This is a genomic window from Coprococcus sp. RTP21204st1_G4_RTP21204_210225 (assembly GCF_040915385.1).
In the GTDB taxonomy this organism is placed as follows: domain Bacteria; phylum Bacillota; class Clostridia; order Lachnospirales; family Lachnospiraceae; genus Allocoprococcus; species Allocoprococcus comes.
In genome coordinates, this window is the sequence record NZ_JBCPDP010000020.1 from 1 (window position 1) to 26,035 (window position 26,035).

Annotated in this window: 22 protein-coding genes; 2 read left to right on the top strand and 20 right to left on the bottom strand. The window is 41.8% G+C overall.

Annotated elements, in window-relative coordinates:
- Positions 1-401: 401 nt before the first annotated feature.
- The 4 genes from AB5213_RS14375 to AB5213_RS14390 all read right to left on the bottom strand — a co-directional run bounded on the left by AB5213_RS14375 (position 402) and on the right by AB5213_RS14390 (position 4,369).
- Positions 402-1,313, bottom strand: a complete 912-nt coding sequence (locus tag AB5213_RS14375) for a CvpA family protein (protein WP_008370946.1) — start codon at positions 1,311-1,313, stop codon at positions 402-404.
- A 9-nt stretch (positions 1,314-1,322) separates the two neighbouring features.
- Positions 1,323-2,501: a DUF5711 family protein gene (locus tag AB5213_RS14380; protein ID WP_368276855.1), complete on the bottom strand. Its 1,179-nt coding sequence runs from the start codon at positions 2,499-2,501 to the stop codon at positions 1,323-1,325.
- 68 nt (positions 2,502-2,569) lie between these two features.
- On the bottom strand, positions 2,570-3,703 hold the full coding sequence (locus AB5213_RS14385) for a LysM peptidoglycan-binding domain-containing protein (RefSeq protein WP_368276856.1): 1,134 nt from the start codon (positions 3,701-3,703) through the stop codon (positions 2,570-2,572).
- 66 nt (positions 3,704-3,769) lie between these two features.
- Complete coding sequence (locus AB5213_RS14390; RefSeq protein ID WP_118199586.1) at positions 3,770-4,369, bottom strand: HD domain-containing protein; 600 nt, start codon at positions 4,367-4,369, stop codon at positions 3,770-3,772.
- Between the two features lie 193 nt (positions 4,370-4,562).
- Between AB5213_RS14390 and AB5213_RS14395 the strand changes: the two genes are divergently transcribed.
- Positions 4,563-5,363, top strand: coding sequence for a hypothetical protein (locus AB5213_RS14395; RefSeq protein WP_008370955.1), 801 nt, complete (start codon positions 4,563-4,565; stop codon positions 5,361-5,363).
- Between the two features lie 171 nt (positions 5,364-5,534).
- Here AB5213_RS14395 and AB5213_RS14400 read toward each other — a convergent pair whose 3' ends face one another.
- The 8 genes from AB5213_RS14400 to AB5213_RS14435 form a co-directional block, all read right to left on the bottom strand.
- Positions 5,535-6,476 carry a transketolase family protein gene (locus tag AB5213_RS14400; RefSeq protein ID WP_022220697.1) on the bottom strand — a complete coding sequence of 314 codons (942 nt, stop codon included), beginning with the start codon at positions 6,474-6,476 and terminating at the stop codon, positions 5,535-5,537.
- Positions 6,464-7,300, bottom strand: coding sequence for a transketolase (locus AB5213_RS14405; protein ID WP_055158468.1), 837 nt, complete (start codon positions 7,298-7,300; stop codon positions 6,464-6,466). The genes AB5213_RS14400 and AB5213_RS14405 overlap by 13 nt, the downstream gene beginning before the upstream one ends.
- Positions 7,301-7,394: 94 nt before the next feature.
- Positions 7,395-8,051: a fructose-6-phosphate aldolase gene (fsa, locus tag AB5213_RS14410; RefSeq protein ID WP_270541466.1), complete on the bottom strand. Its 657-nt coding sequence runs from the start codon at positions 8,049-8,051 to the stop codon at positions 7,395-7,397.
- 263 nt (positions 8,052-8,314) lie between these two features.
- A complete protein-coding gene (locus AB5213_RS14415; RefSeq protein ID WP_368276857.1) occupies positions 8,315-9,415 on the bottom strand; it encodes a LacI family DNA-binding transcriptional regulator in 1,101 nt (366 codons plus the stop codon).
- Positions 9,416-9,482: 67 nt separating this feature from the next.
- The gene (gene recR, locus AB5213_RS14420; protein ID WP_008370967.1) at positions 9,483-10,079 is read right to left on the bottom strand and encodes a recombination mediator RecR; all 597 of its coding nucleotides are present in this window, start codon (positions 10,077-10,079) and stop codon (positions 9,483-9,485) included.
- 16 nt (positions 10,080-10,095) lie between these two features.
- Entirely contained in the window at positions 10,096-10,446 is a 351-nt protein-coding gene (locus AB5213_RS14425) for a YbaB/EbfC family nucleoid-associated protein (RefSeq protein WP_022220696.1), read from the bottom strand.
- A gap of 21 nt (positions 10,447-10,467) precedes the next feature.
- The gene (gene dnaX, locus AB5213_RS14430) at positions 10,468-12,036 is read right to left on the bottom strand and encodes a DNA polymerase III subunit gamma/tau (protein ID WP_008370974.1); all 1,569 of its coding nucleotides are present in this window, start codon (positions 12,034-12,036) and stop codon (positions 10,468-10,470) included.
- 14 nt (positions 12,037-12,050) lie between these two features.
- Positions 12,051-13,127, bottom strand: a complete 1,077-nt coding sequence (locus tag AB5213_RS14435; RefSeq protein WP_368276858.1) for a 6-phosphofructokinase — start codon at positions 13,125-13,127, stop codon at positions 12,051-12,053.
- 306 nt (positions 13,128-13,433) lie between these two features.
- Between AB5213_RS14435 and AB5213_RS14440 the strand changes: the two genes are divergently transcribed.
- A complete protein-coding gene (locus tag AB5213_RS14440; RefSeq protein ID WP_055249318.1) occupies positions 13,434-14,297 on the top strand; it encodes a methionyl aminopeptidase in 864 nt (287 codons plus the stop codon).
- Between the two features lie 73 nt (positions 14,298-14,370).
- On the opposite strand, the gene AB5213_RS14445 is transcribed toward AB5213_RS14440, so the two are convergent.
- The 8 genes from AB5213_RS14445 to AB5213_RS14480 form a co-directional block, all read right to left on the bottom strand.
- Positions 14,371-15,810 (bottom strand): MFS transporter, encoded by a 1,440-nt coding sequence (locus AB5213_RS14445; protein WP_117835928.1) that lies wholly within the window; start codon positions 15,808-15,810, stop codon positions 14,371-14,373.
- A 98-nt stretch (positions 15,811-15,908) separates the two neighbouring features.
- Positions 15,909-16,778: a helix-turn-helix transcriptional regulator gene (locus AB5213_RS14450; protein WP_368276859.1), complete on the bottom strand. Its 870-nt coding sequence runs from the start codon at positions 16,776-16,778 to the stop codon at positions 15,909-15,911.
- Positions 16,779-16,864: 86 nt separating this feature from the next.
- Entirely contained in the window at positions 16,865-17,434 is a 570-nt protein-coding gene (locus AB5213_RS14455; protein WP_368276860.1) for a response regulator, read from the bottom strand.
- Positions 17,415-19,106 carry a sensor histidine kinase gene (locus AB5213_RS14460; protein WP_008370994.1) on the bottom strand — a complete coding sequence of 564 codons (1,692 nt, stop codon included), beginning with the start codon at positions 19,104-19,106 and terminating at the stop codon, positions 17,415-17,417. The genes AB5213_RS14455 and AB5213_RS14460 overlap by 20 nt, the downstream gene beginning before the upstream one ends.
- Entirely contained in the window at positions 19,103-20,290 is a 1,188-nt protein-coding gene (locus tag AB5213_RS14465) for an ABC transporter substrate-binding protein (RefSeq protein ID WP_368276861.1), read from the bottom strand. Before AB5213_RS14465 ends, AB5213_RS14460 begins: the two co-directional genes overlap by 4 nt.
- 37 nt (positions 20,291-20,327) lie before the next feature.
- Positions 20,328-22,217, bottom strand: coding sequence for a fructose-1,6-bisphosphatase (locus AB5213_RS14470; protein ID WP_368276862.1), 1,890 nt, complete (start codon positions 22,215-22,217; stop codon positions 20,328-20,330).
- Positions 22,218-22,232: 15 nt separating this feature from the next.
- A complete protein-coding gene (locus AB5213_RS14475; protein ID WP_173685723.1) occupies positions 22,233-24,746 on the bottom strand; it encodes a hypothetical protein in 2,514 nt (837 codons plus the stop codon).
- Positions 24,747-24,782: 36 nt separating this feature from the next.
- Positions 24,783-25,949: an SAM-dependent methyltransferase gene (locus AB5213_RS14480; protein ID WP_117824395.1), complete on the bottom strand. Its 1,167-nt coding sequence runs from the start codon at positions 25,947-25,949 to the stop codon at positions 24,783-24,785.
- Positions 25,950-26,035 lie beyond the last annotated feature (86 nt).

Sequence of the window (26,035 nt, forward strand, 5' to 3'; positions counted from 1 at the left end):
AGAATCGCTTGGCAATTCTGTTCCTGTTTACTGTTCTGGTTTGACATCTTTCGATGTCCGTTCTTGAAAAATCTCTTTAAAGAATTTTCAGGGTTTGTTGTCTATTGTTCAGTTATCAATGTTCTTTTTTGTTGTTGCCGTTTCATGTGACAGCTTTTATATTATATCAAAGCGTTTCGTGTTTGTCAACAACTTTTTTAAATTATTTTTTGTCGCTTTTTATTTTTATCAGCGACAACCTCTATATAATATCATGTGTATTTTGTTTTGTCAACACATTTTTTGAGGTTTTTATTTTTATTTTCAAAGGCTACCTTACATTCCTTATTATAAATAAAAATCCATCACTTTTCCGTGACGGATTTTTATAATACCATTATCAGTTTCTATTGTCAAGCCTTTTATCTCAACATTGTTGCAATTTTCATAATTATATTATTATCATATAAAAAACTAAGGATCTGATCTTCTCTGATCATTCCCATTGCCTGCTTTCCTATCGTTGTTGTATACAGAAGCGTAATTACGATAAACAGGATCCCTACTATAATAAATGAAATCGTCGACCCTACCAGAACTCCTGCCAGCCTGTTCAGAATTCCCAGAACCGGAAGTGCTGTCACAAAATCAAGCGCAAACACAACCGCTCTTATCACAATGGTTGCAAACAGGAATGTTACCAGAAACGCGACAATCTCGATAACCAGCTTTGCAAAATATTTGCTTACATATTCCGCAAATGTCGTTACCCCAAGCTTCTGATAAACTTCACTGTTATTATTTTCCAGAAGAAGATTCTTAAATACATCCGGAAGATCTGCCCCCTCGATTGCCACTATCTGCATTTGCTTTGGAACCTCAGCCTCCATGATCGACTGCTCTGCCTCTTCCGTTGACACATGTCCATCGAAGATATCTGGTGAAATTCCATACTGCTGCAGCATCTCATCTGACACATTACCATTTACAATATCTTCCACGGTAATTCCTGCTGCTTCCAATGTCTGCTCAGATACACCTGCCGCCGAGAGGATTCCCCGTACCTGCTCTTCCGTAAATCCCGAATTTGTATCCGCTTCTCCCGTGAAGGCTTTTGTCATCGTTTTTATACACTGCTGTTCTACCATCTCATCAATCGGTGTAAGCGAATAAATTGCCTTGCTGACATACGGCGTTGCAAAATACACAACCGCCAGTGTAAGGATCGTCGCCCCAAGCGATACAGCAATCCTGACAGCACCTTTGGCAAATCCTACAATGGCTCCTATTGCTATAATGCCCCCGACAATTACCAATAAAATATTTACTTCCATACTCTACTCCTATTTTACAAGCCGTACCTCTGCAAGTCCGTCTGCATTCATCACCAGGTACTTATTGATTCCGAAAACCGGAATTACTTCTTTTATCTCATATTCTGTCGTTCCTTCAAATTGCTTCACACCAAGTTTGGAATAAATCAGGCAAGAAGTCCCATCATACATGATAACATTTCCATCTGCAATCTTTACATTTCCATATTCCCCGGTAAATGTTTTAGATAATTTCTGATTTCCTTCCATATCATACAGGCGAAGCTCATATTCTCCGCTTTCTTCTTTCAGTATGAACCCAAGATATTCATCGTCATGGAAAAAGCTTTTAATCTGCTTATCCAGCTTTACTGTTTTAGAAAGCTTCGGCTTGTCCGTTTCCTTATAGATCATAAACGACTGATCTCCGACCAGAACAGACTTCTTCTCATCTATAAAAAACGAAGTCGGAACAATTGTGTTTTTGTAAACATCATCAGCAACCTGATATTCTTTGTTTGCTTCTTCTGTATTATCAAAATTCAGGTATCCGACTCTTGTTGCCTCGACACCATCCGCTACACACAAATATGAAATCTGAAGTCTCGTTCCGTTCGGCGAAAGTGCGATTCCAATCGGGTATCCGGTTCCGGTAAGTGAAGCTCTGTGCTCTACCAGTACATTTCCTGTCGCATCATAGCACACAACCATTGGTGAATTTTCGTTATTTAAAATCGTACTGACAATTCCATTTTCCGCAACAGCTATCTTCTCGATCGGATAATTCGTATGGATTTCTCCCTTCGCGCCTTTTTCATCCATAACATAAATATCATTTCCACCGCGCTCTGCGACCGCCATCGCTTTTCCCGACACATTGATAACCGGATCCTTAATCTGATAAGACTGGTTCCACTGCTCTACACCTTTTTTATTGATATACGCAATTCCATCCCGTCCGTATTTGAGCATTCCGTCTGCATATTGCAAATATTTCAGATCACTTGATTCTGTCTCTTTATTTTTATAGCTTTGCAAAGTCCGTAGGCTTGTATATGTCTGCAATTTCACAAGCAGATAGCTGCTGATCAGTGCAAACACAAACGCCAAAATCGTTGCCGCCGTCTTTATTCTCTTTTTTACTTTGTACGCCTTTATCTTCTCTTCCAGGTTTTCTTCCGGATCACGTACCTTTACTATCACATCCATAACCTGTCCTTTTCCTGTCGTTAGTTTGTTGTTAGTATACCACAGTTTTTATTCATATGTACAGAAAACTACGGCAGAATCAATTTCTGTCCGATAAAAATCAGGTTTCCGTCCGACAATCCGTTCATTCTGCAGATCGCATCTACATGTCCACTGTCCCCGTATACTTTCTTGCTGATTTTGGCTAGCGTATCGCCTTTTTCTACAATATAAATATCTTCACTCATTTCCTGCATTGTGCTCATCGAAGAATCATCGACCTTTTCTTCCTCTGTCGAAGCAGAATCAGAGCCCTCTCCCTGCTGTGGCATCGGATCCTGCTGTTCCTCTGTCTGCGGATCATTCGTCTGCTCTGACTGAACGGTATTCTCATTTTGTTGCTCATTTGCTTCTTTTACTGTGCCACTGGTTTTCTGCGTTTTTTCCTCGCCCTGCTTCATGATCGAATTACGTATAAATTCCAGGGATGACTGGACACTTTTCATTTTCCCATAATTGTTCAGGGTTGTCACGCCCATAATCAGAACCACAATTACCAGAAACACGCTCGCCACGTATGTCAGCCTGGAAGTTTTCTTCTGCTCCTGCGCCTCAAATCTTTCTTTTACAAGGTTGCGAAAATCTTTTGCAGCCTTATCTTCCACAACTTCGCTGGGTGTCACGCCAATCTTTTTCCGTGCCGTAATCATATAACTCTGCATTGCAGCATTTTTTTCATAATAAACATAATGCCCGCCAATCTGCATCAGCTCTTTATATTTGTAACAATAATACTGTTCTTCCACCTCTGCATTATCTTTTAATATAAAAATAGTATTTCTTTCGGAAAAATATTTTTCATGGGTATTGAATATCTTCGTATCTATCACCATTCGCGCGCCCGGTCTGCAGAGCATCCAACCAATCATCGTACCCTCTTCAAAATATTCCTTTTTCTCCTGCTCTGCTTTTTCAAAATTCTCCTGTGAAATGATTTCATTTTCATCATCGGAAAATTCCATGCAGATCGCGCCAAAAATATAGAGACACTCCTGACCTTCTGTTACTTCTTTTTTACCGACCAGAAATGCACCTGCCTGTTCCTTATCTGCTTTATCACAAATCTGATTCAGAAATGTATCTACATAATCTTCCACGTAAATCTTCGGAGTATCACTCACATTTCCTATCTGACGTACATTTTTTGGAAATTTGTTTTCCATAATACTCTCACCTCATTCTGCATATTTTGTAGTTTAGGCTATCGTATCATATGGAAAGCACACTTTTTATCGCTTTGTGTCTACTAAATAGGAAAATCGTTCGACAATCCTGTCCATTCCCCGTTTTTTCTTTACCGGATCGCTCTCCTTCCGCTGTGCAGTCTCAAAACTGCCGCAATACTTGTCAGCAAGTGTCGTAATCCATCCTTCTTTTGTCCGCGGCACAGAAAAAAGTGTGACCGGCCACATATGGTTGATGATAATATCCCGTTCGATGCTATTCAGATCAAAAAATTTCTCTGCGTTCATGAGCGCTCTTTTCGGATGCGTCATCCCATGAAAATGATCCCCTGTCCGCTTTGCATGGGTATGCCAGTCGTACAAAAACAAATCATGCAGCATTCCCGCACGCGCTGCTGACCTTGCATCCAGTCCAAGTGCCTTACACCAGATATAATTATAGTAAGAAACATGAAGACAGTGCTGATAACAGTTTGTCACTCCATGATGCGGATAAAGCTTCATTCTCAGCACTACCGGATGGATTGCAATATCTTTGATGCATTCATAAAACTGTTCAAATTCTTCATCCTGCTCCTCCGGTGTTTTATTTTTCTTTTTTAATTTATCATTTAATTCAGTTATCGTTTTCTGTAATTTTTCCATTCTGGTTACCCTCTTTTTTCTGCCGTGTTCCTTTTCCCGGCATACTTTAAGTATACCAAAATTTCTTTTGTTCCACCTCATTCTTTTCTAAAGAATTCCTTATGATTTTGTGATGTTTCTGTGATTCATATTGTTTCTTTCAAATTCCTGGTATAAAATAGGGCGGAACAAAAATGAGGAGGCTGATTGTAACATGAAACAGATTTATGAAGACCTGTCAGACGATACTGACTTTGATATCATTGATCTGGATGACGTACCGGATCGGGATACCGTAAAAAGGCGTAAAAAGAAATCTCAAAGAGATGTAAATAAAACTAACAAAAGTGAGGAAGTAAAAAAGAAGGAACACTCTTCCACCGAAGATCCTTCAGAGGATTCACGAAAGGAGCGGTCTAAAAAAGCCCGGAAACGTACTTCCGGAAACTCTGGAAACGGCAGTTCAAAAGCTTCGGGGAAAAAACGTTCCACTCCATCCGCTTCGATCATCACCACTCCGGTGAAAAAGACCGTGCAGACAGGCGCAAAAATAACCGGCAAACTTCTGCAGACCGGAGCCCGTGGCGTAACGCTTCTGATGATCGCCGTAATTGCATTTAATATTTTCAAGAATTTCTGGAGCTGTTATCCGGTATATGGTTCACTTGCCACAGCGGTAAATGCCAAGAATTATACGCTCGGTGCCTTCCTTGGCGTCGCAGCATTTCTGCTGATTATGGAGATTATTTTCTTCCTGTGGGCGCTGACCGGACCATGTGCTTATGGAGACAGGGGAACAAAGCGTGTCGATACCGGACGGGGGCTTTTCTCTTTCCTGTTCATCGGTATAACTGTAATTGCTGCCGGAATGTTCTGGAATCTGATTCCTTCTTCTCCATCACCACTGACCGGTCTTGCCGGCGGTCTGCAGCTGTATGGAAGTCTGAAAGGAATCCTTCTTCCATTATGCGGAATTGGACTTGTAAGCTGTATTATACGGAAAATATTTTCCTAGAACGGGAAATATGCCACTCTCAAAATATAACTGGTTATAGTGCCACTGGTCTGGTGCTGTATCCTTCTCACTCCCACAGCGGATCAATAACTTTCATCCATAACAAAAATGCCAGTCCCGATTCACACCGGTTCTGGCATTTTTATTATAGATTCTCAGAATCCTTTTTTATTATTTTACAAATGCTTTTACTTTTTCGCAGATGCTGTCTGCATCAAGTCCGTACTTCTTGATCAGTTCAACTGCCGGACCAGATTCCCCGAACGTATCCATAACACCAATCTTCAGAACAGGTGTAGGAAGTTTTTCAGAAAGCACATCACATACAGCACTTCCAAGTCCACCGATAACAGAATGTTCTTCTACGGTAACAACTTTTCCTGTCTCTTTTGCTGCTGCAACAATAAGTTCTTCATCAATAGGTTTGATCGTATGGATATTGATTACTTTCGCATCGATTCCGTCTGCTGCAAGCTTTTCAGCTGCTGCAAGAGATTCGCTCACTTCAAGTCCTGTTGCAACGATTGTTACATCTTTACCTTCGCGAAGTACGATTCCTTTTCCGATCTCGAACTTATAATCCGGATTATCATTGATTACCGGCACTGCAAGTCTTCCGAAACGCATATATACCGGTCCCTGATGTTCATATGCTGCAAATACAGCTGCTCTTGCTTCTACATCATCTGCCGGACTTATCACTACCATACCTGGGATTGTTCTCATAAGAGCGATATCTTCGTTGCACTGATGGGTAGCACCATCTTCACCAACGGAAATACCTGCATGTGTAGCACCGATCTTAACATTGTTCTTCGGATATCCGACAGAGTTACGAACCTGTTCGAATGCACGTCCTGCTGCGAACATTGCAAATGTACTTGCAAACGGAACTTTGCCTGTTGTAGCGATACCAGCTGCAACTCCGATCATGTTGCCTTCTGCGATACCACAGTCGATAAATCTTTCCGGGAATGCTTTCTTAAACATTCCTGTCTTTGTAGCTCCGGCAAGGTCAGCATCAAGTACTACTACATCATCATGCAGTTTTCCAAGTTCAACTAAAGCATTACCATAGCTTTCTCTTGTTGCGATTTTCTTTACTTCTGACATAATGCTTCACCTGCTTTCTCTAAATCTTCCATAGCGATCTTGTATTCTTCATCATTCGGAGCTTTTCCATGCCATCCAGCCTGGTCTTCCATGAAAGAAACACCTTTACCTTTTATGGTCTTGGCAATAATAGCTGTCGGCATTCCTTTTGTTTCTTTTGCTTCTTTGAAAGCAGCTGCAATCTGATCAAAATCATGTCCATCGATATTGATTACGTGGAAGTTAAATGCTTCAAATTTCTTGTCGATCGGGTATGGTGAGTTAACTTCATCAATACGTCCGTCAATCTGAAGGTTGTTATTATCTACAATTACTACCAGATTGTCCAGTTTTCTGAAGCCTGCTAACATAGAAGCTTCCCAAACCTGTCCTTCCTGAATTTCTCCATCTCCGAGAAGTGTGTATACACGATAGTCATCATTACTCAGTTTTGCAGAAATAGCCATACCTACTGCTGCTGAGATTCCCTGTCCCAGAGATCCGCTTGACATATCAACACCCGGGATGTGCTTCATATCCGGATGTCCCTGAAGGTAAGATCCCGTATGACGAAGTGTCTTGAGGTCTTCTACCGGGAAGAATCCTCTGTGTGCCAGTGCAGAATAATATCCCGGAGCTGTATGTCCTTTAGAAAGAACGAAACGGTCGCGGTCTGCTTTCTTAGGATCCTTAGGATCGATATTTAACTCTTCAAAATATAAATATGTGTAGATGTCTGCTGCTGACAGAGATCCGCCCGGATGTCCGGATTTGGCAGCGTGTACTGCTGTCACGATGCTCTTACGGATTTCATTTGCAGTTTTCATAAGTTCTGACTTGTTCATGAAAATATGCCTCCTGAAATAGTTTATTTTTAGTCACTTTGTCGGAAGCGCAGATTGGTGCTCTTCCGACAGTAAATTATTCCGATTGTAAATTTTATTCTCCGAATACTGCTTTGTAATCAGCCTGGAATTTTGCGATACCAGCATCTGTAAGCGGATGATGTGTCATCTGTTCAATTACTTTGTAAGGAACAGTTGCAATATCAGCACCTGCAAGTGCACATTCTGTAACGTGCATTGGGTTACGGACGCTCGCGCAGATGATCTGTGTCTTAATATCTCCGGCCGCTGCAAACATCTCAGCGATTTCTTCGATCAGTTCTGTTCCACGTACAGAAATATCATCCAGACGTCCAAGGAACGGCGATACATATGTAGCCCCTGCTCTTGCTGCAAGAAGTGCCTGGTTTGCTGTAAATACCAGTGTTACATTTGTCTTGATTCCTTCAGTTGTAAGAGCTTTACAAGCTTTCAGTCCTTCTACAGTCATCGGAATTTTAACTACCATGTTCGGATGGATCTTAGCGATTTCTCTACCTTCTGCAATCATACCTTCTGCATCAGTAGTTGTTGCTTTTACTTCTCCACTGATCGGTCCGTCTACGATAGATGCGATCTCTGCGATAACTTCTTTAAAATCACGTCCCTCTTTTGCGATCAGTGACGGATTTGTTGTAACTCCGCAGATAACTCCCATATCGTTAGCTTTTTTAATGTCTTCCACATTTGCTGTGTCGATGAAAAATCTCATTTCGTTTTCCTCCTTATGAACATGAAAATTCGTATTTCCCGTTATCAGGAATCTCTCTTTTTATCTGATTGCCTGACTTGGTTAAATTATATCGCAATTTACTCTGACAGGTCAATAGCCATATGTTTTTATTAGTAATTTTTCGCGTTAATATTAACTATTTTATTAGTAATTTTTTGATACCGTTTTTGGATAATCCTTTATTTTATAGCGTTTTCAGAGACATAAACTATGAAATATTACTAATATTTTTTAAATTTAAACTAATTTTTCCCTTTTTTTGTTTTCGCATAAGACGTCGTTCCACGCACGATAAGACGAGGTTCATATTCTACATGGTAGGTGCTGATCGGCTGGATCTCTGAATACTGGCTGTTCTGAGAAAGAATCTTTTTCATAATGATATCACAGGCATCCCGCCCTTTGAAAACGACAAAATGCTCGATCGTTGTCAGCGACACCTTATGCATCTTCGCAAACAGTGTATTATCACATCCCATTACGGAAATATCTGCCGGAACTTTATATTTTTCTTCGTGAAGTGCATCCAGGATTCCAAATGCGATCATATCATTTAATCCGACGATCGCAGTAATATCATTATGCTCTCTCAAAAGCTCTTTCGTCAGATCATATCCGATCTTATACTCCGAATCGATATTCGGGATGCTCATATCGATCGACTCATTTGCTGCCTTGATGATCACATTGTCTTTTAATCCAACAGCATCAAATTCTTTCAGAAATCCTTCCACCCTTTTGGAGCGCTGCTTCTGTCTGGTTGTAAGAGGTGGTGCAATATACGCTACTTTCCGATGCCCCAGATCCAGAAGATGCTTTGCCATCATCCTTCCGAGTTTGGAATTATCCAGTTCCACTGCATCTACATTCAGATGCTCATTCTGGTTATTGATAATTACGATCGGAATTTTTTCTGCCAACCCTTCTATCGTATCCATAAAACAATGACTTGGATTGCAGGTATAGATAATGCCAAGCGGTTTCAGCTCATGCATCATCCTGAGATACCGCTCCTCCATCTTCAGATCCCTCTGGGTATTGCACACAAACAGTCCATATCCCTGCTCCTTTGCACGGGATTCAATCCCCTGAAGCAACATAACATAATAAGGGTTCGTGAGGTTGGAACAAAATACGACGATCAGTTTTTCTTTTCTGCTTTCTCTGCGGGTCTTTCTTTTCGGTACTTCGTATCCCATCTCTTCTGCGATCTGTTCCACTTTACGGATCGTTTCTTTTGAAAATGATACATTATATTTTTTATTCAGGATCATGGATACCGTTGCCTGCGACACACCTGCCGCATGTGCGATATCCGAAGAGGTTACTTTCTTCTTTCTCATATCTTTACTTCTTTCAAATGCATACGTTTCCGGCACTCCTCACAGTCCTTAAGTCACGTTAAGTCACTTAAAGTGCTGTACGTCCTTCCAGTGCACGCAGAAGCGTCACTTCATCAATATATTCCAGATCGCCGCCGACCGGCACGCCGCTTGCGATCCGGCTGACCTTGATTCCTGTCGGCTTGATCAGTTTGCTGATATACATCGCAGTAGTCTCCCCTTCCAGGCTGGAATTGGTTGCGATGATCACTTCATCCACATCTCCCTGAAGACGCTCCATCAGCTCTTTTAGCCGGATATCTCCAGGTCCGATCCCAAGCATCGGGGAAATTGCGCCATGAAGTACATGGTACACACCGTTATATTTTCCAGTCTTTTCATAAGCTGCAAGATCTCGGGAATTTTCCACAACCATGATCGTCTTATGATCCCGCTCCTCGCTGGCACAGATCGGGCATAATTCTTTGTCAGTAAGCGTGCAGCATTGCTTGCAGTATCTTACATTATTTCTTGCATCTACCAGTGTCGCCGCAAGCTGTTCTACCTGTTCCTTCGGCATATTAATGATATGAAAAGCCAGCCTTCCGGCTGACTTTGCTCCGATACCAGGCAGTCTTGATAATTCTTCGATCAGTTTACTGATCTGACTGCTGTAATAATCCATCTTTTACACTCCCGTTCTAGAACATTCCCGGCATTCCGCCAAGTCCGCCAGTCAGCTTGCTCATAGCGGAAGTATTTGCCTCATCGACCTGACGAAGTGCTTCATTGACTGCTGCCATGATCAGGTCTTCCAGCATCTCTACATCATCCGGATCCACAACTTCTTCCTGAAGTTTTACTTTCTGGACTTCTTTTTTACCGCTTACGGTCACTTCTACAGCTCCGCCGCCTGCAGTTGCTGTAAAACTTTTCTCTTCCATCTCTTTTGCCTGCTCTTCCATCTGCTTCTGCATCTTCTGAGCCTGCTTCATTAAATTTGCCATATTTCCCGGCATTCCGCCTCCTGGAAATCCTCCTCTTTTTGCCATAACTATAAATCCTCCTAATTATTATTCATCTTCAATCGTGATCTCCATATTGATCACTTTTTCTATATCCACAAAACTGTCTTCAAAATGGCGTCCGTTCTCCACCTGACGCACATCAATCTCCACAGTCTTGCCGATTTTTTTCTCAATCAGATCTTTTAATTCCTGCTTATGTTCTTCGCTTCCTACCACGCTGGCGCTGATCTCATCCGGCAGAACGATCAGAAGTCTGTCCTGATTGTCCACGCTGAGTCTTGCCTGCTTCAGATAGCCTCTAAGCATTCCTGATGCTTCGTTTGCAATCTTCCGGAAATTGGATGTCACCTGCTTTACATCTTCCTTCAGTGCTTTCGGAAGCTGCGGTTTTGGCTGTGGCTTCGGTGCTTCACCATTTACATAAACAACCCTCTCCTGCGGCTGCGCAACTGCAAAACTTCCTTCTTCTACCTGTTTTTCCAGTGCACGGATCCGGTCCAGAAGACTATCCTTCGTACTCTCCATCTGCGGTTTGCAAAGCTTGATCAGTGTTACTTCCAGAAGCACTCTTTTCTGTGTTGCGTATTTGAGCTGATTTGTCAGCTCGGAAAAAATACGGATATACCGGAGCAGCACCCCGGATTCGATCATCTGTGCTTCCTCTTTCAGCTGCGCCAGATTCTCCGTCGATACATCCAGCACATCTTCCATATTATCCGAAGTCTTCACCAGAAGAAGGTTGCGCAGATACCAGGTAAAATCTGCCGCAAGCTGCGTCAGTTCTCTTCCCTGCATCACAAGCTCTTCTACGGTAGCAAGTACCTTTCCCACATCCTGGCTGATGATCTGTCTGAGAAGCCGGCTGAACACATCCGTATCCACCGCGCCAAGAACCTCAAGAACATGATCGTAGGTCAGCTTCTGTCCGAGGTAAAACGCAATGCACTGATCCAGAAGACTTAGTGCATCTCGCATGGATCCGTCCGCTGCTTTCGCAATATAGCGGATTGCTTTTTCTTCTACCTCAACTTGTTCTTTTTTCATCAGTTCATCCAACCGCGCTGCGATCGTATCGATCGTAATACGCTTGAAATCGTAGCGCTGGCATCTGGATAAAATCGTGATCGGAATCTTATGTGCCTCTGTCGTTGCAAGAATAAAGATTACATATTCCGGGGGTTCCTCCAAAGTCTTTAACAGAGCATTAAATGCACCTATTGAAAGCATATGCACCTCATCGATGATATACACCTTATATCTTCCCTCCGTCGGACGGTAGGATACCTCTTCCCTGATCTCACGGATATTGTCCACACCGTTGTTGGAAGCCGCATCGATCTCAATGACGTTCATGGAAGTACCGGCTGCAATATTTTTGCACATGGTACATTCCCCGCAGGGACTTCCGTCTACCGGATGCTCGCAATTGACTGCCTTTGCAAAAATCTTCGCTACTGTTGTCTTTCCGGTTCCTCTTGTGCCACAGAACAGATATGCATGTCCGATCCTGTCCGCCTTTATCTGATTCTTCAGCGTTGTGATAATATGATCTTGTCCTTTTACGTCTTCAAATTCCGCAGGACGGAATTTACGATACAGGGCAGTATATGACATGTTAAATTACTCCTTTACTCATCACCAAAACTGATTCCGACAATCTTGGCTTCTTTGATGATATCCGCTTTCGGATCTACCATCTTCAGCTTTCCGGCAACCTCTCCAAGCGGAACCTTGCGGATGTTGCCGTTCTTGATTCCTACCATATATCCGTAGTCCTCTTTTAAGATCAGGTCTGCTGCTGCTGCTCCAAGTCTGGTTGCAAGCACACGGTCATACGGACACGGGCTTCCACCTCTCTGCGTATGTCCCGGCACTGTGATACGAACCTCCTGATCCATACGGTTCTGGATCTTCTCTGCAAGCTCATATGCCACAGACGGATAGCCCTTCTTTTCCTGTTTTTCTTTTAATTTTTTCTTCGGAAGGGCTGCATCTTCTTTTGTGATCGCGCCTTCTGCAACCGCGATGATCGTAAAATGCTTTCCTGCCTCTGTACGGCTCTTGATCGCACGCACTACGTTATCCACATCATACGGGATCTCCGGGAGAAGAATAATATCTGCTCCGCCTGCGATTCCGGCATGAAGTGTTACCCATCCTACTTTATGCCCCATAACCTCTACAATAAATACACGGCTGTGTGAAGTTGCAGTTGTATGGATTCTGTCAATTGCTTCCGTTGCGATATCTACCGCACTCTGAAAGCCAAATGTCATATCTGTTCCCCACAGATCGTTGTCGATCGTCTTCGGAAGTGTAATCACATTCAGTCCTTCTTCTCTTAACAGATTCGCAGTCTTATGTGTTCCATTTCCTCCCAGTACTACCAGGCAGTTCAGGTTCAACTTGTGATAAGTATGCTTCATCGCTTCGACCTTATCGATCCCATCCGGTCCAGATACGCGCATCAGTTTAAACGGCTGTCTGGATGTTCCGAGGATTGTTCCACCCATCGTCAGTATTCCCGAAAAATCTTTTGCTGTCAGCATCTCAAAGTTCGAATAAATAAGTCCTTTATATCCATCCTGAAATCCATAAATTTCCACATCGTTTCGTTTTGAACAAAGTCCTTTTACAACACCTCGCATGGCTGCGTTCAGTGCCTGACAATCCCCACCACTGGTAAGCATTCCAATTCTAAACATAATTGTCCATCCTTTCCCTGTTCATCTTTTCCAGATCAGTCTGTTATTTTCAGTTATAATCCCTTTGTATTATAACCGATTCCCGAGTCCTATACAAGCAATAGTTCTGCTTCAAAACCGATACATACCGCATCCTGGTCTGTCATTTTGAATCACATCTGGCGAAATGCACAGCACAGATTGACTTTTTGTTCCGGAATGGATATATTATAGAAGTGAAACAGTTAGTGCAGGCATACATCTGATTTTTTGTGATCACATCAGACTCTGCACGTAAAAATTTATAAAAGAAAGTCAGGTATTCTCATGGAAAGAAATGAATTGTGCTGGTGTGGCAGCGGAAAAAAATACAAAAAATGCCATCTTATGATCGAAGAAAAGATCGCATATCATGCAGATAAAGGAGAAATCGTTCCGACAAGAGATATGCTCAAGACCATTCCTCAGATTGAAGGAATCCAGAAAAGTGCAGATCTCAATACTGCCGTACTTGATCATGTAGCTGCCCATATCCACGCAGGCATGAGTACAGCCGAAATTGATAAATTAGTTTATGACTATACAACCGAACACGGTGGAATCCCGGCACCGCTTAATTATCAGGGATTCCCAAAGAGTGTGTGTACTTCTATTAACAACGAGATCTGCCATGGTATTCCGGATGAAAATATTATTCTGGAAGAAGGCGATATCATCAATGTGGATGTATCTACCATTCTGGACGGATATTTCTCAGATGCATCCCGTATGTTTATGATCGGCAAGGTCAGCGAACGTGCCGAAAAACTGGTTCGTGTCACGCAGGAATGTGTCGAACTTGGACTTGCGCAGGCAAAACCATGGAACCATCTCGGAGACATTGCAGATGCGATCAATTCACATGCAAAAGCAAATGGCTATTCTGTTGTAGAGGAAATCGGCGGACATGGTGTTGGTCTTGAATTCCACGAAGAACCTTGGGTAAGCTATGTTACACCAAAGGGAAGCGAAATGCTTCTGGTTCCGGGTATGATCTTTACCATCGAACCAATGATCAACGAAGGCAGTCCGGAATTCTTTGTTGATGAAGACAATGACTGGACGGTTTATACCGAAGATGACGGACTTTCTGCTCAGGTAGAATACATGGTCCGCATTACGGATGATGGCGCTGTCGTTATGACAAAATAATTTTCTATTACAAAAAGGACCGGATGGCGAACTGCCATCCGATCCTTTTACTATTACTATTTATCTTATATTTCTAATTCTGTTTTGCGTTTTTTCTACGTTCATCCAGTTCTTTTCTAACTGTCGGATATACCTTATCGATTCCCATAAATAAATACCAGATGATTAAAACAACGACTGTGATAGCCAGTGGCAGATATAAGAACAGACTCTTAATTGCAAAGATCGCACTGTCCGGCTGAACAGCTGCCGTTCCATTATAATTTCCTGCCGCAAGGATCCATCCAAGTGCTGCTGTCCCAAGACCTGTTCCGATTTTCTGTCCAAAGCTGGTTACACTGTAAGTAAGTCCTTCTTCTCGGATTCCGTCTTTCCATTCACTGTAATCCACTACGTCTCCAACAATTGCGAACAGGCAGGAATACAATGCCGCATGACCAATTCCCTGTAAAACCAGTCCTCCATAAATCATCGGAAGATTGACCGGTCCTGCAATTTCAAGAATAAGTCCTGCTCCATAGAACAGGAAGCCCACAAATAATGCTTTGATCTTTCCAAATTTTTTTGCAAAAATAGGGATCAGCATGATCGTAAGGATCGTTGGGATATAGTTAAATAATGTCATTGTACTGTTGATCATCTCATTGCCAAGTACATATTTTGCATAATAAATTCTTGATCCACCGGTAAGTCCGAGTGATGTATAAATAATTGCAAATGCTAATGTGATCAGAATAAAGTATTTATTGCTGCAAAGAATTTTAATAGTCTTAACCGGATGTTTTTTCTTCTTTTCAGTCACTTCCGGTTTGATCGGTTTATATCTTTCTTTTGTTCCGGCAAATGTTGTAATAAACATTCCAAGTGCTACGATCGCATAAATAATACTCATGCAGGTCCAGCCCTTCTGGCCGTTTCCAAGGAAATGTACCAGCGGAATCGTAATCACATTGATTACCAGCTGTGCGATCATTGTAAATTCAAACCGGATTGTATTCATTACATTTCGGTCATGCTGCTCGGTTGTTACCAGCGAAAGCATGGTATTGTAAGAAAGATTTGATGCAGTAAAACAAACTGCTGCAAGGAAAATATATACAAGCAGCATATAAATTGCTTTTCCGTTTGCTCCGATATTCGGAACTGTAAAAATCATAATCAGACTAACAACAAGCGGAGGTGCACTCCATAATACCCACGGACGAGCCTTTCCCCATCTGGTATTTGTCTTATCGATAATAACACCCATAAAAAGATCGGATACTCCATCAAACAATCTTGCGATCAGCATCAGGGTTCCGACTACTCCTGCTGCAATTCCTGCCACATCTGTACAGTAAATCGTCAGGAATGAAGCTACCGTTGTCCACACAAGGTTTGCTCCGATATCACCAACTCCGTAACAGACTTTTTCTCTGGTAGAAACCCGCATACCTTCTGCTTCTTTTTTGACTGCTTTACTTTTTGTTTTTTCTTTAATTACTCCGACGGAAATTTTTTCGACTGCTTCCATCTTACTTCCTCCTCTTCTCAATTTCTGAACCTACTATAGCAAATTCAGATTTTTAAAAAGGAGAAATTTTTTATAAAAAGAGGAATTTTACAAACTGATTATGTATTCATCCTCCGATATTCGTTCGGAAGCATCCCTACTTCCTGTTTAAACACCTTACTCATGTACTTGGGATCCGAAAAACCTGCCATTGAAGCAATCTGATTCAGCTTTAATTCCGTATCCAGAAGTAATTGTTTTACATGTGCGATTTTATATCGCCTTATGATCTCCGTAAAAGAAGAGCCTGTTTCTTTTTTTAACTGTGTACCCAGATACTGTTCGGTAACATGCAGTCTCCTGGCTGTTTCCTCCAGATTGATTCCGTCACTGTAGCATTCTTTAATAATAGAAAGAGCTTTCTGTACCAGAAGCTCTGCCGAAGTCTGTTTTTTTTCATCATTTTCTATGCAGGCAAATAATTCCAGCATTGCATCCATGATTTCTTCCCAGAAAACAGCATTTAAAATCGTATGTAATATTTTTTGGACAAGCAGATCTTCATCCCGTAATGTTCCACACTCTTTTGCCGTATTGATCACAGCATAAGCAAAACGGATACAAACCTCTCTGATTTCCTGCGGGCTGTGGACTTCACGTAATCCTGCCTCCATAAATTGCTGAAAGCACCGGGTAAACGCAGGATAATCCAGATGGATTACCGCACTCCTTGCCTGATTCTCCAGATCTGCCGGATAAATAAAACGATTTGTCCTCAGTTGCGCGATTTTTTTGCACTTGATCAATACCCGGTTGCCAAGTATTAAATGCCATCCGCATGCTTCGGTCAGCGCATTTTCAATCTCCGCCAGTTCTCCCAGCCCTTGACACTCTTTTCCCGCAAATGCCCCATGATCATGGATTCTCATAGAAAAAGCCGGTACTACCGATTGCTTCAAATACTGTATAAAATTTTTTTTTGCTTTCACATCATAAAAACAGATAAAAACAGACTGCCTCTTCTCTCTCCATAACCAGCACATTTTTTTGTCCGGATTATGTTCCCGGAATTCTTCTAAAAAAACTCTGCTTCTTTTTGTTCGGAATCATAATACTTTCCCATAAAAAGATACATACAGTAAATTTGTTTTCTGCCGGAGAACCCATATTTCTCCAAAAGCGTCTCCTCTAACCTAGAATCCTCTTCATACTCGCCTTCTAACGCATCTTTTATGACCGTTTCAAGTGAAAGAGAATTTTTCCCTCTCTGTTCTACGAATATCTCTTCCTTGATTTTAGAAAGGGTGTTCTTCAGTTCCGTAAGATTAACCGGCTTTAGCAGATAATTTTCTATTCCGAGTGCAATTGCCTTTTTTGCATAATCAAAGTCAGAGTATGCCGTAAGAATCACAACCTTAGTCATACTTCCTCTTTCTCTTGCTTCTTTTAACATCTGCAGACCGTTCATATCCGGCATCTGGATATCAAGCAGGATCAGATCCGGATCCTGTTCTTCAAGAAGAATTAAACCTTCTCGCCCATTTTCCGCGCTTCCTACCACCTGGTATTCCGGACTGATTTTATTCAAAATATGTACAAGCCCCTCACGAATCGGTCTCTCGTCTTCAATGACTGCTATCCGCATCGTCATTTCCTCCCTGTATCGGAATAAATAAATGTACTTTCACGCCACCCGAAAGAATATTTTCAAAATAAACTGCTGTATCTTCTCCGTAATAAAGTTCCAACCGCTTTCTCACATTGGAAATTCCGAGATGATTCTTTATCTTCGTTCCTTCATTGAGTTCTTTTAATCTGACTTTCTCAATACACTGCCCATTATTTACAATGATCAGATGTAATTGTTCTTCTGCCTTCGCAGCTTCGATGGTAAGCCGGTGTTCGCCCTTACATCCGCGGAAACTGTACTTGATCGCATTTTCCACAAAAGGCTGAAGCAGCATTTTATGAATTTTATAAGTTTCCAATTCCTCCGGTATTTTAAATATCAGCTCGATTTTTTCTCCTAATTTTTCCTGCTGCAGAAGAATATACTTTTCCAGCCATACCTTTTCCGCTTCGATCGTTGTCAGTTCTCCTGCATCATTAATGGCATAACGCAGGATTTCGGCAAGCGCCACTAACATCTCACTGATTTCATACTGCTCATTTTCAATGGCTTTCCAGTTGATGGTATCCAGGATATTATATAGAAAATGAGGATCGATCTGTGCCTCCAACGCTGAGATTTCTGCATTCTTCTGCTCCAATGCAGATTGTTTCACCTGACCGATCAAATGATAGATCCGTTCAGTCATATCATTGAAGCCTTCCGATATCTTCTGTATTTCTATACTGTCATTTTCTTTGATTGCAAGCTTCTCCCTGAAATTATCTTTCTCCAGATTTTTCATCGCATCTACAATCTCATTTACCGATACCATGACCGGTTCTGTAACTTTATAGATCAGAAATACAAAAACAAGCAACACTGCCACTGCCAGCAGCAGCCAGAATACGATCTGTTCTCTGATTGCTCTCTGATATTCACTCAGCGACTGGCACAATACGATTTTCCAGCCGCTCCGGGTATTTGTAATGGATTTTTGACTGACCCTTTTCGTCTCTAAAATATCTTCCGTCCTGCCCAGTAATTTTTCATTTTCCGCTCCGACGATCCTTCCGTCATCTATCAGATATATTTCCGATCCTTTTCCAACATCCAACACGGAACTCAATTCATCTGCATCGACTGACAGAATCACTTCTCCCAGATCTTCACTGATATCCCAGTAATTTACTACCTTACGGCTGATATGAAACATCCTTTCCGGATTTTCATTCTCTTGATCCATCGTATAAGACAGCATCTCTTCTGTCTCCGGAACTGCAACCTTTTCAATCCAGGAACTGTTCACCGAAGAAGAAGAAAGCCTGTCATAAAAGATTCTTTTTCTATCTGCCAATACCAGCTGAATCCCGTCCACACCCTGATTTCTGTTACAGATATGTGAAAATTCACTTCGCATATTATAGGCATCTGTCTCCATAATATCAGCAGATTCTTTCGCGGTAACCGCAAGATTTAAAAAGTCTTCAGCCGTAGTGATATCATACAGAATCGTCTCATACTTATCCAATGTCATATTCAGACACTGATTTGACTTCTGAAGATCTGCCTCTGCCTGATTGTTCATATTATCAAGGGTGCTTTTTTTCAGACGTGCCTGCGATATCACTGTAAAAATAGTGATCGGAATGCATGCCGTAATAATAAATGCAGGAATCAGAATCTGTCTCAGATTTTTCTTTTTCATTTCTCTGCTCCGATTTTCTCTATCTTTTCTGCACTTTTATTCAATATTGTCTGCGGATCCTCTTCCTCCACCAGTATCTGTCTCAGAGTATCGGAAAGTGTCAGGGAAATCCGTGGCCATTCCGGAGAAATCTCACGAATCCCGGCAGCCTTATACATTTTTATAAATGTTCTCTTTTCCGAATCTTCGGCAAATTGTTGTTCCATAATATCCTGACGCGGTGCAAGAAAACCAAATGCATCAATATATTCTTTCATTCGGTCTTTATCTGCCAGAAACTTTAAAAAACGGATTGCATACTCTTTCTTTTCATTCTCCGCTACTGCCAGAATTTCTCCTCCGGCTACCGAAACCGATGTCTCTCCTCCCGGAATCGGTGCAACACCGAATTCCAGATCCGGATTTCCTTCCCTGATACTGTCAATCGCCATAGAGGAATTGAACATGATCCCAATTTTTCCTTTTAGAAACTGATTTGTCAGATCTCCCATGGTAAGAGAAATGCTCTGCAGACTCAGACTTCCTTCTTTTTCCATCTGATCCAGCAGAAGAAATGCCTTTTTACTGTTTTCTTCTGCAATTCTATACACGTCCCCTCCCATTGACCATAAGATCGGCAGAAATTCATACATACTTTCTTCTGTCTGTAAAGCAGTGATCGCAAACCCTTTTACATCTTCATTGCTGATCTTCGCCGCTGTCTCTTGAAATTCTTCCCAGCTTTCCGGAACTTCGCATCCATTTTCTTCCAGGAGTTTTTTATTATAGAACATCCCTGTACAGTTCACACCAAAAGGCTGCCCATAAATTCTTCCATCTATCGTACATGGTTCCAATGCTTTTTCGTTATATTCCTTTAATTCCGGAATAGCATCTGTAAGATCAGCAAACGCTTTCATATGATGTAGAAATTGAAAGTCCGAGGAGTCCACTACGGCAATATCCGGCATCTTTTCTTCCGACATCGCCAGGGCAAGCTGTTTTTTAAAATCTTCATCCGGAATATAAGATACTTCTATCTCAATATCCTCCTGCATCTTATTAAACTGCTCTACCAGCTCTTCCAGATGTCTCTGATTATCCGGTATATCCCAGTAATGCCATAATTCAATGGTTTCTTTCTCTTTCGCTTTTGTTTCTTCCTTTTTCCGGCATCCTGCACAGCTGCATAAACTAACTGTCATGACAACACATAAAGCGCATGCAAAAATCTTTTTCACTCTATTCCAACTCCCCTTCACGGTATGCACGGAGCAGCATTTTAAGTGCCTCAATATCCTCCTTGATCTTCTTTCCGCTATCTGTATCCCGCACCATCAAACGTTCTTTTTCGGTCTCGACCAGTTCTGATTTTGACTCGATATCCTTATTTTCCGTAAGTGCCGCATACACACTCAGGAAAGGCTGGTGGGATTTGATCCGGATACCATGGGAATTGAAGATCAATGTATACCCGGCAATTCCGGTAGTCTTATGGTAGCTCTTGCAGAAACCTCCATCAATGACCATTAATTTTCCATTCGCACGGACCGGATGCTCTCCTTTTGAAGTTCTGACCGGTGTATGCCCATTAATGATATGAGCACGCTCGGAATAAAGACCAAACTCATGCAGAATCATATTGCAGACCTTTTCTTCTTCGTAAAATTTATAATATGGATTTGATTCTTCATACCATGTCGACTCATCCAGCACATAAGTACGCTCAAAGGTTTTCGTATTTCTTCCGGAAAGTGGAGACTTTCTTCCGCACCATAGATACCACATAAAGTCTCTGTCTTTTTCTTTCGCCTCCTTCGACCAGGCTCTTCTGGCAACATGCTCTGCATAGTCCAGATATTCTCTTCCTCGATAGCATCTCTTCCCAAATACAACGCCGTCAAAGTTTCCGCTCTCATCCAGCGGCACACAGCCGTGATACAGAAGATTATCGTTGAAGATCCGGTACATACTTCCTTTTTTATACAGGAAATCTATATGCTGTCGCAGACGGATACTGTTCACAAAAGCCATCTGAAGACCTTCCATTACATTTTCTTCCTCTTCGGTCAGCTGATAGACTTCTTCCACGCTTTCAGCTGCAAAACTTACAGTTGGAAATTCTTCCTTCTTGATCTTATATTCTTTTCCGCCAATTTCAACAACCTGACGTTTCACATCCACTTTATGAAGCAGCAATTTATCTTCCATCTTGTAATCCGGATTACGCAGGATCACCTGGCCTTCCAGCTTAAAAAGAAGTACAGAAATTGCTTTCAGTGCCGCTTCCATCGGATCGATCTGCGGATATATCTTTTCTGCAAATAAGGTCAGATTTCGGAGACTGATTCCATAGCTGTTTTCAAGGATCTTCATGTTATCGTATTTCAGATTGTTCCGGATGACTGTTGCGATGCAGGCTCTGCTTCCTGCCGCTGCCCCCATCCACAGGATATCATGATTTCCCCATTCAATATCAATGGAGTGATAGGTCGTAAGCAAATCCATGATCCGGTCTGCACAAGGACCTCTGTCAAAAATATCTCCGACAATATGTAGATGATCGACTGCCAGCCGTTTAATCAATCCGGCAAGCACCTCGATAAATTCATCTGCATTCTGTAGTTCAAGGAGCGTATTCAGGATATTGCGGTGATACACCAGCTGATTATCATCTTCATCCTTCTGTACATGGATCAGTTCATCCAGAATATAGGCATATTCCTTCGGCATCGCTTTTCTTACTTTTGAGCGGGTGTATTTGGATGAAAATAATCTTGCGATATCGATTAGTTCTCCTAAGATCACACGATACCACTCTTCATTATTTTTTCCTTCCTTTTTTATCATTGCAAGCTTTTCAACTGGATAATAGATCAGCGTACAGATTTCTTCCCGGTCCAGATCTGATAAAGTATCTTCAAACAACAGATCTACTTTTTCCCGAATCACACCGGAGCAGTTATTTAATATATGGCAAAATGCCTCATATTCTCCATGCAGATCACTCATAAAGTGCTCTGTCCCTTTTGGCAGGCTGAGGATTGCTTTAAGGTTAATAATCTCTCGGCAGACCGCCTGCTCAGTTGGGTATTTTTCTGCCAGAAGTTCTAAATATTTCTCGTCTCTCATTTGCGTCCTCCAAATTTATTTTACATAACCAAAAAATACATTTCCGCTGCCGCTTACCATTTGCGCCATCTCTTCAGGCGTAGCCGAATGACGTTCTCCGTCAGCCGGATCAATATAAGCATATTTTTCACTGGTATAGCCGATTACCAGTACTGCATGATCTGCACTTAACATGGCAACGACCGGTGTCTCGTGACTGATGGTATATTGAATTTCTTCCGGTGTACATCCTGTCAGATCAAAACCTTCTCCACCGGTTGCTTCTGTCAGGATTTCTGCCGGCGACTTTCCGTTTTCCAGCTCTGTTGATGCATTTATATCTTCTGCGCCTTCCAGCTTCAGGATCCGGTTCAGGCACGCTGCAAGTGTACTTTCACCTTCTCCTGTCCGGAACTCATCCATATTATTTACTTCATAAATATCCGGCGTATTTCCGGACTCCCATACATATTCCTGTGATGAAGAAATGACCACACCTTTTATCTTCTCCGCTTCCTGGATCGCATAAGATGCTTTTTCATACACCCTCTGCAGACTGCCAAGTGCATATACATAATACTGATTCTTTACCTTCGGTTTATCAAAGCTGACAACCATCGGTTTATCAAACAGTACCTGCTTTGGTTTTAAAATTTTTGCTTTGCTGTCTTTGATCCCATTTTCATAAGTAAGACGAACCAGAGTTCCCCGCAGATCATCATTGTAGGTCTCAACTGTGATATTGCTCTCTTCCTTCTCCTGATTATTGGTAATATAATCTGCCGTTGTTGAAATATAGGTATTCTCATTTCTGTTCACCCGATTAAGTGTCATCATATTGTCTGCCACATAGCCATCCAGAATGTAAAAATCCTGTACCTCATAGGTCTTGGCTATCTCCTGTTTCTGCGTGATGATATCCACTTTATACATCGGGTACACACTCTGTCCGGATATATTGGTTCCTGCATCGCTTCCACGCAGCGTGCCATAGGCAAAATCATTCCGGATAAATCCGATCGGTTTGACATATTCGTCTCCTTCGGATGTAATATCAAAGGATTTGCCCGTCTTCAGATTCAGCACGATAATCTTCTGCGACTCATTGATCTTTCCGCCCTCACTCTGGTAAGCAAGCAGATGTCCGTCTGGTGAAACCTGATACTGCCCTTCCTCCAGATCTTTCACCAGCACCTCTCTGGTGTTGTCCTTCAGATTCACAAGATACAATGTACCATCTATCATTACATAAAGATTTTCATCAGAATTGCTGTAATATACAAATTTCCCCAGATCCTCTTTCATCAGATAATATCCGTCTTCGCCAGGAACAAATGCTTTTTCCGTAACGGAATTTTTTTCTGCGTCAAAATAATAGACTGCTACACCTACCTGCCCTTCATGTACACCGCGATTCATATAACCCACTACAGTAAATGTGGTATTGCCTTTTTCATCTACTGAAATCAGGCGGATATCATGCAGGTCGCATAATGTACGCACATCCATGTTTTCCGCATCTGCGAAGCCGAATACCAGTGACATTTCATCCTCTTTTTTATCATAATGCCAGAGCTGGTTATCCTCTATAAATGCTACAATGGTTCCATCTGTATTAGTCTCATACTCCAGGTCCGTCGGAGCAATCCCAACAAGAACACCCTTCTGGTTCAGCGCAGTTGTCTTACCATCAAATCTCTGATTCATCGTGCGATCATAATCAAGCAGATACTGTTGTGCATCTTCCCCGGTGCGGATCCGGAAGAATTCCTTTACACTGTAAAGCCGATCAGCATAATCAGTATCCCCGGTGCACTTTACCTGGTATTTGAGGACAAGTGATGTGTAATTCTCATTGCATTCCTTAATTTCCCAGTATACATTTCCCGATACCTGCGGTGCAAGCGAACCCCATGTCACCTGTGACTGCGTCGATGCAAGTGTGACCTCCTGATAGGTGGAGCTGTCCTCACTGGAATCTGTTTCCAAATAGCTTTCGACCTTATCACCCTGATTTTCGAGTGCCGCATTGTGGAAATCATTTGCGAAATCCAGGCTTTTCTTATAGTTGCAATCTGCCGAATTCTTGATCCTGGTATAAAAATAAATATTCTGATTATCCAGGTACAAGGTTACTTTCAAAATCCGCTCTTCTTTCAGGATCTTCGTATTCTTGAAATTTAAAGTTACTGTATCCTGAACATCTTTAATGGTTCCCTCCTGGATACATTTTTTCCCATTCAGTGTATATACCTGCCAGTAAACCTTCTGGATCTGATTATCATATTTTGCAATGTTCATATCCAGCTGATTATTTGTGACGGGTGTCAGTGTATCACGCATTGAAGTAAGCGTCATATCGCTTTTATATCCCGGCAGTGAGTTCACTTCATATCCTTCTGTCATAAAGGATATTCTTGGCAGTGTCGCACCTCCCATATCTGCACTCATATCAGTGTTGCCTCTGTTCGTCACATAACTGGATACGATAACTGCAAGAATAAATACAGTAGTCAGTACCCCTGTCTTTATTGCTATCTTTTTAAACATTGTAATTATAGTCCCCTTTATCTTAATCTGCTAAATTTATACTCCTTTTTCTCCCTCTTCATTCTGCTGATCCAATAATCTCCCCAGCATTGGATCGATGTGAAGCATTTCTTCACATGTGCGGATTGCCTCAGTATTTTTTCCTTTATTTCCCGTGTAAATGGCCCGTATCAAAATATTCTTCGGTGTATGCTCCATATCGATAAACTCCAGGATCTGCGTGTCATATCCCTCCCTCTTGAGATATTCTGCACGCATAGCATCCGTGACAAGAGCTGCCATTCGCTCTTTGATCAGTCCGTAAGAAAACAGCGGTGCAAGTGTTTCATTTGCAATCTGACGGTTCACTTCATGCTGACAGCACGGAACCGAAAGAATGACCTTCGCTTTCCAGCCAACTGCTTTTGCAAGTGCAAAATCGGTAGCGGTATCGCAGGCATGCAGCGTCACGACCATATCCACTTCATCAGAGCCGGTATAATCTGCAATATTTCCTTCCATAAACTTCAGTTTTCTATAGCCATATTTTTTTGCAAGCTGGTTGCATGCATAAATGACATCCGTCTTCAGATCCAGTCCGATGATCCGGATATCATAACCTTTTAACTCATGCAAATAATAATAAATTGCAAATGTCAGATAGGATTTACCGCATCCAAAATCCAGAATCGTTACTTCCCTGTCCTTCGGGAGCTCCGGAAGAACATCCTCGATAAACTCCAGGAAACGGTTGATCTGGCGGAACTTATCAAACTTTGTCCGCACGATTTCCCCTTCTTTTGTCATAACTCCCAGATCCTGTAAAAATGGAACTGCTTTTCCTTCCTCCAGGATATAATGCTTCTTCCGGTTGTGTGAAAGATCAATCTCTTTGAACCTCCCGGTCTGAAGCCGTCTCTGAATCGTCATTTTCCCTTTTTTGCTGACCAGAACCTGATAGCGGAATTTTCTGGTCTCCATCTGCATCTGTTTGAATTCCTGCATGGCATTTTCAATATATCCTGCTGCTTCTTCTTCATTCAGATTGTGGTGAAATACCTGGTTGTTCCGGTGTTCTTCGCACTGGTACAAAATATTGTCTTTATGCTCCACAGGGCGGATCTTAATCTTTACAATTCCGCCTTTTTCACGTGGATTGCTGATTATTGCTGATAAAAATTCTTTATTTAAACTCTTTTTTAAGATATTATTCAATGATTCCATTTTAATTTCCCCTTACATTTTAGGTTATATGTACGAATCCAGTTTTTATTGTAAAGCGAAATAAAATAGAGCGCAAGGGAAATTTC

What these genes read in the sequence shown, in the direction of transcription:
- dnaX (WP_008370974.1), bottom strand. Translation starts at nt 12,036, where the DNA reads ATGTCATATACTGCCCTGTATCGTAAATTCCGTCCTGCGGAATTTGAA.
- AB5213_RS14400 (WP_022220697.1), bottom strand. Translation starts at nt 6,476, where the DNA reads ATGTCAGAAGTAAAGAAAATCGCAACAAGAGAAAGCTATGGTAATGCT.
- AB5213_RS14390 (WP_118199586.1), bottom strand. Translation starts at nt 4,369, where the DNA reads ATGGAAAAATTACAGAAAACGATAACTGAATTAAATGATAAATTAAAA.
- AB5213_RS14380 (WP_368276855.1), bottom strand. Translation starts at nt 2,501, where the DNA reads ATGGATGTGATAGTAAAGGTACGTGATCCGGAAGAAAACCTGGAAGAG.
- AB5213_RS14415 (WP_368276857.1), bottom strand. Translation starts at nt 9,415, where the DNA reads ATGAGAAAGAAGAAAGTAACCTCTTCGGATATCGCACATGCGGCAGGT.
- recR (WP_008370967.1), bottom strand. Translation starts at nt 10,079, where the DNA reads ATGGATTATTACAGCAGTCAGATCAGTAAACTGATCGAAGAATTATCA.
- AB5213_RS14475 (WP_173685723.1), bottom strand. Translation starts at nt 24,746, where the DNA reads ATGTTTAAAAAGATAGCAATAAAGACAGGGGTACTGACTACTGTATTT.
- AB5213_RS14425 (WP_022220696.1), bottom strand. Translation starts at nt 10,446, where the DNA reads ATGGCAAAAAGAGGAGGATTTCCAGGAGGCGGAATGCCGGGAAATATG.
- AB5213_RS14445 (WP_117835928.1), bottom strand. Translation starts at nt 15,810, where the DNA reads ATGGAAGCAGTCGAAAAAATTTCCGTCGGAGTAATTAAAGAAAAAACA.
- AB5213_RS14385 (WP_368276856.1), bottom strand. Translation starts at nt 3,703, where the DNA reads ATGGAAAACAAATTTCCAAAAAATGTACGTCAGATAGGAAATGTGAGT.
- AB5213_RS14465 (WP_368276861.1), bottom strand. Translation starts at nt 20,290, where the DNA reads ATGACAGTTAGTTTATGCAGCTGTGCAGGATGCCGGAAAAAGGAAGAA.
- AB5213_RS14460 (WP_008370994.1), bottom strand. Translation starts at nt 19,106, where the DNA reads ATGAAAAAGAAAAATCTGAGACAGATTCTGATTCCTGCATTTATTATT.
- AB5213_RS14440 (WP_055249318.1), top strand. Translation starts at nt 13,434, where the DNA reads ATGGAAAGAAATGAATTGTGCTGGTGTGGCAGCGGAAAAAAATACAAA.
- fsa (WP_270541466.1), bottom strand. Translation starts at nt 8,051, where the DNA reads ATGAGATTTTTCATCGACACAGCAAATGTGGAAGACATTAAAAAAGCT.
- AB5213_RS14405 (WP_055158468.1), bottom strand. Translation starts at nt 7,300, where the DNA reads ATGAACAAGTCAGAACTTATGAAAACTGCAAATGAAATCCGTAAGAGC.
- AB5213_RS14470 (WP_368276862.1), bottom strand. Translation starts at nt 22,217, where the DNA reads ATGAGAGACGAGAAATATTTAGAACTTCTGGCAGAAAAATACCCAACT.
- AB5213_RS14455 (WP_368276860.1), bottom strand. Translation starts at nt 17,434, where the DNA reads ATGCGGATAGCAGTCATTGAAGACGAGAGACCGATTCGTGAGGGGCTT.
- AB5213_RS14480 (WP_117824395.1), bottom strand. Translation starts at nt 25,949, where the DNA reads ATGGAATCATTGAATAATATCTTAAAAAAGAGTTTAAATAAAGAATTT.
- AB5213_RS14395 (WP_008370955.1), top strand. Translation starts at nt 4,563, where the DNA reads ATGAAACAGATTTATGAAGACCTGTCAGACGATACTGACTTTGATATC.
- AB5213_RS14375 (WP_008370946.1), bottom strand. Translation starts at nt 1,313, where the DNA reads ATGGAAGTAAATATTTTATTGGTAATTGTCGGGGGCATTATAGCAATA.
- AB5213_RS14435 (WP_368276858.1), bottom strand. Translation starts at nt 13,127, where the DNA reads ATGTTTAGAATTGGAATGCTTACCAGTGGTGGGGATTGTCAGGCACTG.